At 71.4% G+C, this 11,429-nt stretch carries 11 protein-coding genes; 2 read left to right on the top strand and 9 right to left on the bottom strand.

Annotated elements, in window-relative coordinates; all coding sequences use genetic code 11:
- The 7 genes from ABZW32_RS37115 to ABZW32_RS37085 form a co-directional block, all read right to left on the bottom strand.
- Positions 1 to 208, bottom strand: a 208-nt coding sequence (locus ABZW32_RS37115) for a hypothetical protein (protein WP_356224923.1), incomplete at its 3' end; no start/stop codon positions are given.
- A complete protein-coding gene (locus ABZW32_RS37110) occupies positions 205 to 1,353 on the bottom strand; it encodes an acyl-protein synthase (RefSeq protein WP_356224925.1) in 1,149 nt (382 codons plus the stop codon). The genes ABZW32_RS37110 and ABZW32_RS37115, both read right to left, overlap by 4 nt.
- 17 nt (positions 1,354 to 1,370) lie before the next feature.
- A complete protein-coding gene (locus ABZW32_RS37105) occupies positions 1,371 to 2,510 on the bottom strand; it encodes a GNAT family N-acetyltransferase (protein ID WP_356224922.1) in 1,140 nt (379 codons plus the stop codon).
- Positions 2,507 to 3,835, bottom strand: coding sequence for an MFS transporter (locus ABZW32_RS37100; protein ID WP_356224920.1), 1,329 nt, complete (start codon positions 3,833 to 3,835; stop codon positions 2,507 to 2,509). Before ABZW32_RS37100 ends, ABZW32_RS37105 begins: the two co-directional genes overlap by 4 nt.
- Positions 3,832 to 5,100: a phenylacetate--CoA ligase family protein gene (locus ABZW32_RS37095; protein WP_356224918.1), complete on the bottom strand. Its 1,269-nt coding sequence runs from the start codon at positions 5,098 to 5,100 to the stop codon at positions 3,832 to 3,834. The genes ABZW32_RS37100 and ABZW32_RS37095 overlap by 4 nt, the downstream gene beginning before the upstream one ends.
- 282 nt (positions 5,101 to 5,382) lie before the next feature.
- Positions 5,383 to 6,150 (bottom strand): AAC(3) family N-acetyltransferase, encoded by a 768-nt coding sequence (locus tag ABZW32_RS37090; RefSeq protein ID WP_356224916.1) that lies wholly within the window; start codon positions 6,148 to 6,150, stop codon positions 5,383 to 5,385.
- Between the two features lie 38 nt (positions 6,151 to 6,188).
- Positions 6,189 to 7,196, bottom strand: a complete 1,008-nt coding sequence (locus ABZW32_RS37085) for an alpha/beta hydrolase (protein ID WP_356224914.1) — start codon at positions 7,194 to 7,196, stop codon at positions 6,189 to 6,191.
- 131 nt (positions 7,197 to 7,327) lie between these two features.
- Here ABZW32_RS37085 and ABZW32_RS37080 point away from each other — a divergent pair, with 131 nt between their 5' ends.
- Together ABZW32_RS37080 and ABZW32_RS37075 are read left to right on the top strand one after the other, a co-directional pair.
- Positions 7,328 to 7,975 carry a TetR/AcrR family transcriptional regulator gene (locus tag ABZW32_RS37080; RefSeq protein ID WP_356224912.1) on the top strand — a complete coding sequence of 216 codons (648 nt, stop codon included), beginning with the start codon at positions 7,328 to 7,330 and terminating at the stop codon, positions 7,973 to 7,975.
- A gap of 91 nt (positions 7,976 to 8,066) precedes the next feature.
- Positions 8,067 to 8,621: a GNAT family protein gene (locus tag ABZW32_RS37075; RefSeq protein ID WP_356224910.1), complete on the top strand. Its 555-nt coding sequence runs from the start codon at positions 8,067 to 8,069 to the stop codon at positions 8,619 to 8,621.
- A gap of 68 nt (positions 8,622 to 8,689) precedes the next feature.
- On the opposite strand, the gene ABZW32_RS37070 is transcribed toward ABZW32_RS37075, so the two are convergent.
- Together ABZW32_RS37070 and ABZW32_RS37065 are read right to left on the bottom strand one after the other, a co-directional pair.
- Positions 8,690 to 9,349: a DUF5825 family protein gene (locus ABZW32_RS37070; RefSeq protein WP_356224908.1), complete on the bottom strand. Its 660-nt coding sequence runs from the start codon at positions 9,347 to 9,349 to the stop codon at positions 8,690 to 8,692.
- Between the two features lie 89 nt (positions 9,350 to 9,438).
- Positions 9,439 to 11,340, bottom strand: coding sequence for a RiPP maturation radical SAM C-methyltransferase (locus ABZW32_RS37065; RefSeq protein WP_356224906.1), 1,902 nt, complete (start codon positions 11,338 to 11,340; stop codon positions 9,439 to 9,441).
- Between the last annotated feature and the right edge of the window lie 89 nt (positions 11,341 to 11,429).

The following is an 11,429-nucleotide window of genomic DNA, read 5'->3' as shown; positions in this document are numbered from 1 at the left end:
GGTGCGCGGCCAGCCGCTCCCGGACGGGGTGGCCGGGGTCGCGCAGGGCTTCGGCGAGGGCGTCGCAGGCGGCCAGGACCGTCTCTGTGTCGAGGGGGACGGCGAGCGCGGCCTCCACGGCGGCGGGCAGCGCGGCGAGGCGGTCGGCGGCCTCGGCGTCGCCGATGAAGACGCCCTGCCAGTAGTGGTGGGTGGTGGTGTCGGTCATGACATTCCCTTCATCAGTTCGGCGGCGGCCACGGCACAGCTGCGATTGCGGCTGACACCGGCGCGGCCGTGGATCGTGAACCACGGGGTGGACAGCTCGCAGCCGCACTCCTCGCCCGGGTGGAGCGAGGCGAGGTCGCCCATCACGACGCTCTGGGCCGGTACGGAGGTGATGTACGGGGACACCAGGTGCAGGTAGCCCCGCTCGCCGTACGGGAGCGGTTCGAGCGTGCGGGTGGAGCGGACGAACACGCGGGACCAGACGGGCGCGTGGAGGTTGTGCCGCGCGCACTCGATGTACGGGACGCAGTGCTCGACGGAGCCGAAGGTGTCGCGGATCCGCTCGGACGGGATCCCCAGTTGCTCGGTGACGCGGGCGTACAGCTCGTGCTTGCCGATCTGCCGGTCGGTATGGCCCTTCCAGCCTCCGCCGAGGATGACCAGGGAGCCTTCCGGCAGTTCCAGCGGTGCCAGCCCCATGGCGCGCATCCGCTCCAGGGTGAACCAGAGGAACGCGGGGAAGCCGAGGATGCGCACGGGGGCGTCCTCCTCGGCGAAGCGGCGCAGTGCGGCGACGCAGCCGAAGGGGTCGAACTCGTGCCCGTTGCCCGTGGTGCGCAGCGCGTACTCGACCTGCCGGGCCGGGGCGAAGTCGCACAGGTAGTTGTCGGTGAACGAGGTGCCCAGGTTGAGGTCGCGCGCGGGCTCGTAGCTGTAGAGCAGGTAGTTGACGTCCCGGGTGGGGTCGATCCAGCCGTTGTGGTCGAAGATGCGGGCGACCATCCGCTGGGCCGAGCGGATGGTCCACTCGTCGAAGAACATCTGCGACTTCTGCCCGGTGGTGCCGGAGGAGGTCAGGTGCAGGTGGACGTCCTCCCGCGGGATGGACAGGACCTCGTGCCGCTTGAAGAAGTTCGCGTGCACGAGGGGCGCCCCGTACGGGGTGTCCGGGCGCTCCCCGTCGTGGAGGCCGCGGAAGAACGGGGACCGGTCCCGGTGCCAGGTGTTGATCTCCGCCATGGCGGCGGCGAACAGCTCCTCCTCGGCCGGGCCGCAGGCGTAGGGCGCGGTCAGGTCGCAGAGCTGCTGGACCCGGGCGAGGGCGGCGGCGTCGGGGACGCCGACGGGGGCGAGATGGGGGTTCACGGCCGGGGGCGGGGGAGTCATGGGGCAACCTCACGGGAGGGCAGATGTGCCGACGCCCAGGCCGACACATAGGAATCGAGGAAGGGTTGGAGCGGAGGGTCGACGACCACGCCGCGGAAGTCGATGTGTTCGGTGGTGCGGGACATGACCGCGTAGTCGTGGAAGCCGTCGTGGTCCCGGCGCATGGCCGGGTACAGGGCGCCGGCGATGAAGCCCTGCGCGGTGAAGGCGGAGAGCGCGGCATGGTGTTCGAGGGGGACGAGCGCCTCGACGTAGCCGGCCCCGGCGCGGGTGAGGGTACGGGTGACCGGCTCCAGCCAGCCCGCGGCGGCGGCCGGGTCGGGGTGGGCGGCGACCAGGGCGCAGTAGCCGCCGGTGCGGTTGAGGTACGCGTACACCTCGAAGCCGCCGTCGCCGGGGGTGAGCAGGACGTTCGGGGTGTGCAGGGGGTAGAACCAGCGGCCGGTGTCGGGGAAGTGCGCGTGGAAGCGGCGGTGGACGAAGGCCGGGGCCTCGATCATCTCCAGCGGCGCCGCCGCGGGCCCGGCGGGCACCGGCTGCGGCGCCGTGGGCCGGGTGTCCGCGTAGCTGATGCCCAGGCTCGCCCCGGCGGTGTGCAGGAGCGGCTCCAGGGGGGCGGGCACCTCGGCGACGGGAACCCTGCGGTCCAGCACCCCGGGCGAGTGACGCGCGTAGAGTGCGAGGCTTTCGCGGCTGCTGAGGTCCACGGCGTTCGGCAGGATGCCCATGGGGCGGAAGCCGTTGCGGGCCACGACCCGTTGGGGACCGGCACTGACCGTACGGACGGTGGCGTACACCGAGTCGAGGGTGCCCGCGTCGAGGGTGCCCGCGCACAGGGCTTCGGTCAGCTGTCCGGCCAGCCCCGACCCGCGCTGGTCCGGGTGGACGGCGAGCCCTTCGAGGCGGCCGATGCGGCTGCCGGGCTCGCCGTGGATCGCGGCCGATCCGCCGAGGGCCCCGGTACGGGGGCAACGCGCGACGAGCCAGAGGGTGTACGGGTCCCGGATGAGGCGGGACATTTCGGCGGGGTCGGTGCCCAGGGCCGTGGGGTAGTGCGGGCCGTAGACGGCGTAGTAGAGCTGACGGAGGTCGGCGATGTCGGCCGGGGTGGCCTGCGCGATCACTGCGGCGGTCATCGGGCTCCTCCCGCGGCGGGGGCCGGCGCGGGGGCCGCGGAGTCGGGGAGGGGACCGGCGACGGGGGCGTCCGCCGTACGGGAGTGCCCGGGCAGCAGGAGCAGGGCGAGGGCTGCGGGCACCAGCCCGGCCGCCTGGACCAGACACAGGGTGCGGGCGGAGAGGTGGTTGCCCAGCAGGCCGAAGAGGAGCGAGGCGACGGGGAAGGTCGCCCCGAGCACCGCCTGCATGACGGCGAAGAAGGCCGGCTTGTCGGCCGTCGGCACCAGCCGCTGGAACAGGGCCACGAAGCGGACCCCGATCACCCCGACGCACCAGCCGGTCACCAGCAGGGACCCGGCGATGACGGGCAGCGCCGCGATCAGGCCGGGGACGGCGAGGGCGACGGCCATCGCGCCCAGGCAGGCGGAGCCGACCACGGCGGGCCGGCCGGGTACCCGGGCACCGGTGAAGGAGCCGAGGAGCGTGCCCGCGCCGAGCGATGCCTCCAGGAGGGACACGGTGGTGCCGTCGCCGCGCAGGACGGAAGCGGTGTAGAGCGGCATGACGACGAAGACCGCGGTGGTGAAGAGGTTGGCGGCGGCGAAGGAGAGCAGGATGGCGCGGACGTAGGGGAGCGCGCCGAGGATCTGGCGCAGCGTGCGCCGGGGCGGCGCCCCGGCCTGCTCCGTGCCCGCGCCTGCCGCCGCATCCGCCGTCCGGGTGTCCGCGGAGCGCAGCCGTACGGTCGTGATCAGTGCCGCGGCCGCGCAGTAGGCGACGGCGCACCCGGCCGCGAGCCCTGCGATGCCGCTCCCGTCCACGATGAGGGCGCCGAGCAGGGCGCCGCCCAGGCCGGCGAGCGACTGGGTGGACAGTTCGAACCCGGTGGCCGCTTCGATGTCCTCGTCCTCGACGAGTTCGGGTACGGAGGTGGTCAGGCACGGGTCGAAGAAGGCCTGGCAGGTGGCCAGTGCCAGGGCCGCCGCGTAGGCCGCGGCGACCGGCAGGTCGCTCGTACCGGCCCAGACGGCGAGTGCCGCGGCGGCCGCCCCGGCACCCCCGGCCGCGGCGCGGAGCAGCGAGCGGTGGTCGCAGCGGGCGATGGCACGGGCGACGAGCGGGGCCAGGACCACGGCGGGCAGGGTGCTGACGCTCATGAACAGCCCGGCCGCGAGCCCGCCGCGGCCGGAGGCGGCGTAGCCGATGAGCCACCAGGAGGTGCCGACCTGGAACATGCGTACCGCGGCCTGGGTGAGCACCTGGCCCACCCACACGGCTGCGAAGGCGCGGTTGCGCAGGACGAGCGGGCGCCGTCGGCCCGGGGCCGCCGTCGGGGCGGTCATGCGGTCGGCCTCTCGTCGAGGACGCGGATGAGCTTGCCGGAGCGGGAGTTGACCGCGAGGTCGCTGTGGCGGGCCCACTCGACGCGGAGGGGGTGGACGAACCCCTTGGCGACGCTGTCGGGGTAGAGCGGCCGGGCGGTGTTCAGCCCGGAGACGACCGCCTCGGCGAGGACCCCCAGATCGGCCGGGTCGCGGTCCTGGACGGTGGCCAGGCGCAGGACGAGGCCGTCGCGGCCCTCCCCGCGTCGTACGAGGAGCTGCATTCCGGTGACGAGTCCGCCGGTGTCGGCCTCGGCGACGGCGTTCGCGGCGTCCTCCCAGTAGAGCGAGACGGGGCCGACGCGTACGCCTTCCTCGGCGCGGCCCAGGATGCGGAAGGGGCCGCCTTCGGTGTCGGTCCATTCGGCGCGGTCGCCGGCCGGGTAGCGGATGACGGGCATGAGGCGGCGGAACAGCTGGGTGACGACGACCCGTCCGGGCCGGCCCGCCTCGCGGATCGGTTCGCCGGTCGTCTCGTCCAGGATCTCCACGACGGTCTGCGGGGAGAACGGCCGGTGGACGCGTGGGTCCGGGCCGGGGACCGGCCGGCCGAGGAGGCCGCCGTCGACGCTCGCGTAGCCGAGGGAGCGGGGTACGGCGCGGGGGAACGCGCCCGAGAGGAGCCGGCGCTGGTCCTCGAAGAGGGCTTCGCCGCCGAAGAAGAGGAGTTCGACGTCGGGGAGTTGGCGGCCGATGGAGATCAGGTACTCGGCGAGGCGGCACAGCGTGGTGGGCGTTGCGGCCACGACGTGCGCGCCGAAGTCGTCGAGGGTGGAGACGGTCGACTCCAGCGGTGCCGCGCCGCCTATGGGCAGCCGTACGTTGGCGACGGGGGCGTGCGCGAGCGAGTCGAGGACGAAGAGGAAGCTGGCGTAGAGCTCGCCGGCGTAGAACAGGTCGGCCACCCGGTGGCCGGGCCGCAGGCCCGCGTCGACGAGGCCGGCGCCGAATGTGGTGACGAACTCCTGCCATTCCTCACGGGTGTAGCAGGAGAAGCGCGGACTCCCCGTGGTACCGCCGGTCTTGAACACGACGGCTTCCCCGAGCGGGGCGGTCAGGACGCGGTTGTCGCGCAGGGTGTTGGCGGCCCAGAACTCGTTCTGATCCACCACGGGCAGATCGGTGAGGCTGTTCACCTGGGGCGCCAGGTCCGCGTAGAGGTCTGCGTAGAAGGGAGAGCAGTCCCGTGCGAAACGCACGAGGTCTGAAAACTGCTGGACGGGCATGCTGCCTTACCTGGAAGACGAAAGTTGAAAGAGAAAGGGGAGCAGGTGGCGGCAAGGGCATGGCAGTCGTCACACACTCAAGCTGTTGATCAATCAACAATGCGCCCACACCCCCTAGTTCGAAGGTGTGAGCCCCATCTGATTCCCATTCACATCATGGAACACCGTGAGCGCACCACCAAATCGATGGCGGTTGACTCCGGCCACGCACGGCAGATTTTCGGCCCGCGTGACCGGAAATGCGATTCGGCAACCGCCTTTCCCAAATCGGGACTGCACCGGTCACCCGATAGGGGTCGTCGTCCGGGGCAGCAGTTGGGACAGGCGCTCCCGGGCGTAGTCGACGAAGTCGACAGCGGGTGCCCAGTGGCAGAGGGCCGATCCGATCACGCGGCTGCGGGACAGCCCCAGGGCGGCGAACTCCGCTCCGATGAGGGGGAAGTGGGTGTCGTTGTCGTTGCCGACATCCGGCGCCTCGAGCCACACCCGCTCACCGTCGACCAGGTGTGGGAAACGGCGCAGCTTCTTCCGGTGGTCGGGCACCAGGGATTCCGCGTGGTGCAGGAACGAGTTGCGGTTGTGCCCGACTCCGAGCAGCAGTATGGCCCCGCCCAGTTGATGGATCTTGGCGAAGGGCGAACCGCTCCCGAGGGCGTAGCCGAGTGGCTGCCCGGCACAGATCGTGCGTGCGTCCGCTCCGAGGGCCGCCAGGGATGCCTGGGGGTGACGGCTTCGGACCCGGTCCGGGTGCGCCAGCACGGCGCTGGGCACCGCGCCCATGCCCGTCGGCAGCGCGTCATGGAAGAGCGGGACGGCCGCGCGCGCCTCGACCGTCCGTGGGTCGTCGAAGGCCCGGCTGTCCGGGTAGGGGTCGGCGACCTGCCGGGTGTAGGCGGGCACGACGACCGTGCCCTTCCGGCCCACCGCCGCGCACAGGGCCCGCACCACCGCGTCGGCCCCTCCGTCCACGTGCCCGAAGGCGGACAGCGAGGAATGGACCATCAGTACGGACCCGGGCCGTACGCCCAGTGCTTCGAACTCTCCCTGCAAGGTTGTCGCGTTCAATGGCTTCGTGGCCGGCGCGGTGCTCATCTCGTCGCCTCGTCTCCAAGGGCGGGCTGCATCGTTCCTCCTCGCTTCGCCAGGGCGGCGCGGAGGAACCGGAGGATCTCCGCCCGGGCGGCGCCGGCCTGTGGTTCCACGCCGGGCAAGGTGAGGAACGCGTGCCCCGCGCCCGGGTATTCGGAGAGCCGCACGGGCGTCCCGGCCGCGCGCAGCCGCTCGGCGTAGCGGCGGCCGTGGTCGGCGACCGCGTCCTTGGTGGGCAGCACCACGAGCGCCGGGGCGAGCCCGCTCAGGTCGTCCGCGTACAGCGGCGAGACCGCGTCGGCTTCGCCTCCCGGCGGGACGGCGAGCCGCTGGATGAGCCGAAGTTGCGGCAGGGCCCGAGTGGGGCTGTACGCGTACTCGGTGATCGAGGGGTGGTCGAACATCGTCGCGGTCACGTCGACTACGGGATTGACCAGCACCTGCGCCATGAGTCCAAGGCCGGCCCCCCTGGCCCGGATGGCTGTCAGGGCGCTGATCAGCGCGCCGCAGCTCTCACCGAAGACGGCCGCCCGCGCCGGGTCGACACCCCACCGTGCGGCATGTCGCACCATGTGTTCGAGTACCTCCCAGCCGTCGTCGGCGGCGCTCGACATCGGGCTGTCGGGGGCGAGGAGGCGGTGCTCGACCGAGACGACGAGGGCGGGCAGTTCTGCGGCGAGGTGGCTGTTGGCCCAGTCGCACTGCACCGCCGTGCCCACGAAGCCGCCCCCATGGACGTGGATCACGAGTGGCAGGTCGGCTCGGGTGTCGGCTTCGCCGCCTCCCGGCGACGCCGGCCGGTACACCCGGACCGGGAGGTCCCGGCCGGGCAGCGCCAGCTGCTGCCAGACGATCGCGGCGCCGGGATGCGGTTCCCCGAGCAAGGCCCGAGCCGTGCCGGACGCCCGCCAGCGGTTCTCCGCGTCGCGGTAGGTGCGTAGTTCCCCGGCCGTGATCGCCGGTAAGTCCGGCTCCGGCGGCCGTGTCGCGGTAGCGGTCTCACTCATGTGCCCTTCTCCCTTCCCGGCCGGATGCCGGGCGTGTCGTTGTGGCCTGACGGTGCGTTGTCCTCATGATGCACGCACTGCGTGCATAAGCAAGCGCATAGGTTAGGCTGAGTCCGGACGAGAGGGGCGGGATGACTGGCCGAAGGCGATGGTCGACCGAGGAGATCCTGGATGCGGCGGCGGAACTGCTGCGCACGGGCGATGCCGAGTCGTTCAGCGTGCGCAAACTCGCCGCAGCGCTCGGGACCGACTCCTCCAGCCTCTACCGGCACTTCCGCAACAAGACCGAACTGCTGCGCGCGGTGGTCGACCGGATCCTGCTGGCAGCCATGGACGGCCACCGGCCCGAGGGTGACTGGAAGCAGCGCGTCACCGCCCTGGCCCTGCGCCTGCGCGAGGCCTTCGGCGAGCAGCCCCAGCTCGCCACGGTGTGGGGACGCTATGCGTCCGGCGGCACCGGGTCCCGATGGGTCATGGAGGAGCTGCTGCAGGCTCTGCGCGCGTCCGGCCTGCCCGACGAGGAGGTCCCGGTGCGGTACCACCGCATCGTGATCCTCCTCGCCGCGCTGATCGCCTCCGAGGCCGGAATCAGCACCATCGCCCCCACGGAGTACGAACAGGCCATGGAGCAGTTCCGCGTCACGGTGCTCGGCGCCGACCCCGAACGCTTCCCCGCACTGGCCCACTTCGCCCGCGACATCCGCCCCCTCGGGGCAGACCGGCGCGCCGCGTTCGAGGAGATCCTCGCCGCCCAACTCGCCGCCATCGAGGCCTGCTGACCGGGCGTTCGTAGCCGAAAGAGTGCAGGCCATGGGCCGAACAAGCGCCTTGGGGGCTGGACTTGGGAAGTCTGGAATGATCCAATAGAGGATGACATCGTTCTGGGTGGGCAAGCGGGTCCGGTTGCGGGGTATCGAGCCTGGTGACGCGGCGGCGTTCATGCGTTTCGCGGAGGACGAGGAGGGGCTGGGGGATCTGGTCAGCCCGCCCCGGTCCGCCGAGAGGTACCGGGTCTGGGCCGGTGAGCAGGCGATCGCCAAGCCTGACGGCGACCGCTTTCAGCTGGCGGTCGAAGCCGTCGGAACGGGGGAGACCGTCGGTGCCGTCGGCTCGCATCAGGCTGACGCGCGTGGGGGATGGTTCGAGTACGGCATCACGATCGGTGCTGAGCACCGCCGTCAGGGCTATGCGGCAGAAGCCGCGGTGTTGCTGCTTCGTTTCATGTTCGCCGAGAACCGGTACCACAAGTGCCAGGTACGGATCTTCGCCCACAACGAGGCATCACTGGCTCTCCACCGTCGGCTCGGCTTCGTGGAGGAGGGCCGGCTGCGTGAGCTCGTGTATCTCTCCGGCCGGCACCACGATGTCGTGATGATGGGCATGCTCGCCGACGAGTTCGCCCAGCTGCACTCGATGACCGGCTGACGGCCCCGCCCCGGACCGGCCGGCGGAGCGCGTTCGGCCGGGTTCACCCCGCCGTGCGACGGCGCCCCTCAGATCACCATCGGCGCCTCCGACCAGCGGCGGACGCGGTACGGCGCCCACCACACGTGGTCCCCGAAACGCACGGCGAGGGTCTCGCCCATCAGGTCGTCCAGCACCGGCCCCGCGATCGCGTCGGCGCGGGCGCCGTCGGTGAGTGCCGCGATGGCTTCGTGGTATTCCGGTTCGTCGATGGTGAAGCGGCGCAGCTCGCCGTAGCGCCGGTCGCGCACCTGGATGAACCCGGGGCCGTGCCGGAACACGCATTTGCAGATGTAGTACGTGTTGCGCCATTCGAGGGCCGTCGCGGCCGGGTCCGGGGTGCCCAGTACGGCGGTCGGCGGGTGGAGATGGCCGTAGTGGCGCCAGGCGTCGGGGTCCGGGCCCGTGTGGAGCTGCCAGTCGACGGCGATGGCCAGGCTGGTCAGGTCGCCGACGAAGCTCAGCGCCCGGACGGACCAGGCCGCGTCGGCGGCGTCGGTCACGTCGACCGGGCGGGGCAGGGTGACGTGCCGGGCCCCGGCGGCGAAGAGCCTCCGGGCGGCCTCGCCGCCGGGCAGGTCGATCTCGTAGCGTCCCAGGGACATCCAGGGCAGCGCGCCCACCTCCGGGTCGTAGTCCCGTGCGGCCGTCACGGTGAAGGGCGGGGTGCCGGTGAGTGCTGGAGTCATCGTCGTCCTCCGTCGTTCTCTGTCGTCCTGCGTCGGCGTCGTGTGGCGGTCGTCCTGCGGGGTCGTTCTGCGGGACCGTCCTGCGGTCGTCAGGTGGTCGTCGCGGCGAGTTCGGTGTCGCGGGCGGAGGCGTGCCGCATGAAGTCGATCCGCAGGAACTCCTCGTTGAGCGCGGGCGGCGCGATCTGTACGAACTGCCCGCTGTCCTCGAAGACCACCCCGAGCGCCCGCCACCTCTTCAGCACCTCCCGCAGGGCGTCCTCGTCCACCCCGTGCCCCTCGCGCAGTTTGCGGGCGGCCGCCTTCACCGTGTGCGGCTGGTCGAGCAGCCGGAACAGGGCCAGCTCGAACGGGACGGTCAGTTCCAGGTGCGTCCAGTCGAAGGCCCTGCGCCTGCTGACCAGCACGATCCGGTCTTCCAGATCGCAGTGGGTGAGGCGGCTGCCGGCGTAGTTGCGCTTCCAGTGCGCGATCCCCTCGTCCAGCCGGCGGACGACCTCCTCGCCGATCCCGCGCGGCGGCACGTCGAAGACGTACGCCAGGTCGAACATCTCGTCCTCGGGGAGGTCGTAGGTGAGCCGGTACGGTTCGGCGGGGCGCAGGTCGCGGAACCCGAGCCCGGGGTTGTTGAAGTAGGGGCTGAACCGCTCGATCGCGATCCGGGAGGACTGGCCCACGGGTGGGTTGAGGTGCTCCAGCGCCGGCAGTTGGGCCACCACGTCGTCGTAGTCCGCGGCGTCCTCGCCGGGGAAGCCGTGCAGGTAGTTCCAGGCCACCGAGAGGCCGACGGTGGCGGCGTCGCGGAGCATCCGCACGTTCTGGCCGCCGGTCACACCCTTGTCCATCAGCGTCAGTACCCGGCTGTTGAGGCTCTCGATGCCCGGCTGGACGAAGATCAGGCCCGCGTCGGCGAGGGTCTGGAGCTGCTTCTGCCGCATGTTGGACTTGATCTCGATGTGCATGCGCAGGTCGAAGCCGCTGTCGATGATGCGCGGCAGGACGGTGTTGACGTACCCCATGTCCAGGATGTTGTCGACGACGTACATGTCCAGGACCCGGTGCCTGCGGGCCAGTTCGATGACCTCGTCGTAGAACACGTCCGGGCTCTTGCTGCGGAACTCCATGAACGAGCCGTTCAGTCCGCAGAAGGTGCAGTGGTGCTTCTCGCCCCACCAGCAGCCCCGCGCGCCCTCGACCACCAGCTTGGGCTCGACCCAGTTCCGCGCGTGGGAGGAGGCGAGACGCTCGAAGTACCCGCCGTAGTCGGGCGGCAGGATGGCCGCGGGCGGCAGCGGTCTGGTGCTCATGGCGTTCACGAGGGACGCGCCGTCGTCGCCGCGCCGGCAGAGCCCGGGCACCTCCGACAGCGGCTCTCCGGCGTCCAGCGCGTTGAGCAGTGCGGGGAAGGACACCTCGCCCTCGCCGCGCAGGACGTAGTCGACGAAGGGGAAGTTGCGGTGGACGGCCTCGCCCTGCTTGCCGTCGCAGTTGGCGCCGCCCATGGCCGTCGCGATGTGCGGGGCGAGGCGCTTGACGTACTTGGCGGCCGCCAGGGCGGCCGTGTTCTGCTGGAACGTCGAGGTGAAACCGACCAGGTCCGGGGCGAGTGCGACGATGCGCTCGGCGATGTACCGGACGAAGTCGGGCGCGGAGGCGTGCAGTGCCCGCGTCATGTCCATACGGGTCCCGCGCACCCGGCCGGCCATCGCCTCGGTGAACTCGGGAACACGCCACTCGGGGTCGTCGTAAAGGGCGGAGGAGAACACCCAGTCGCCGCAGCCCAGGAAATAGGATCCGAGTGAGTAGTAGGAATAGTCCTCCAGGGTGAATTCCGTGTTCTTGGTGATCCAGTCCACGTATTCGAGATTGGCGTGGAGAACGTCCGCGGTTCCGTTCGGAACGCGCTCGTCGACACTGCGCTTGAGAATTCCGAGAGCCAGCGACGGGAGGTCGATCGGGGCCCAGGGCATGTTCACCAGGAGTACGCGCACGGCTGGCCTCTTCTCATGTGATCAGGGCACGGGGGCGGTGGTCGGGCCGGGCGCCCGGGCCGGTCGGCGGCTCGGGCACCCGGTGGGGC

Origin of the sequence: Streptomyces sp. NPDC004667 (genome assembly GCF_040609475.1) — a bacterium.
In the GTDB taxonomy this organism is placed as follows: domain Bacteria; phylum Actinomycetota; class Actinomycetes; order Streptomycetales; family Streptomycetaceae; genus Streptomyces.
This window is presented reverse-complemented; position numbering and strand designations above follow the sequence as displayed.

Bases quoted from the DNA above. Each gene is read 5' to 3' on its own strand.
- ABZW32_RS37105 (WP_356224922.1), bottom strand. From the start codon at position 2,510: ATGACCGCCGCAGTGATCGCGCAGGCCACCCCGGCCGACATCGCCGAC.
- ABZW32_RS37100 (WP_356224920.1), bottom strand. From the start codon at position 3,835: ATGACCGCCCCGACGGCGGCCCCGGGCCGACGGCGCCCGCTCGTCCTG.
- ABZW32_RS37095 (WP_356224918.1), bottom strand. From the start codon at position 5,100: ATGCCCGTCCAGCAGTTTTCAGACCTCGTGCGTTTCGCACGGGACTGC.
- ABZW32_RS37085 (WP_356224914.1), bottom strand. From the start codon at position 7,196: ATGAGTGAGACCGCTACCGCGACACGGCCGCCGGAGCCGGACTTACCG.
- ABZW32_RS37080 (WP_356224912.1), top strand. From the start codon at position 7,328: ATGACTGGCCGAAGGCGATGGTCGACCGAGGAGATCCTGGATGCGGCG.
- ABZW32_RS37075 (WP_356224910.1), top strand. From the start codon at position 8,067: ATGACATCGTTCTGGGTGGGCAAGCGGGTCCGGTTGCGGGGTATCGAG.
- ABZW32_RS37070 (WP_356224908.1), bottom strand. From the start codon at position 9,349: ATGACTCCAGCACTCACCGGCACCCCGCCCTTCACCGTGACGGCCGCA.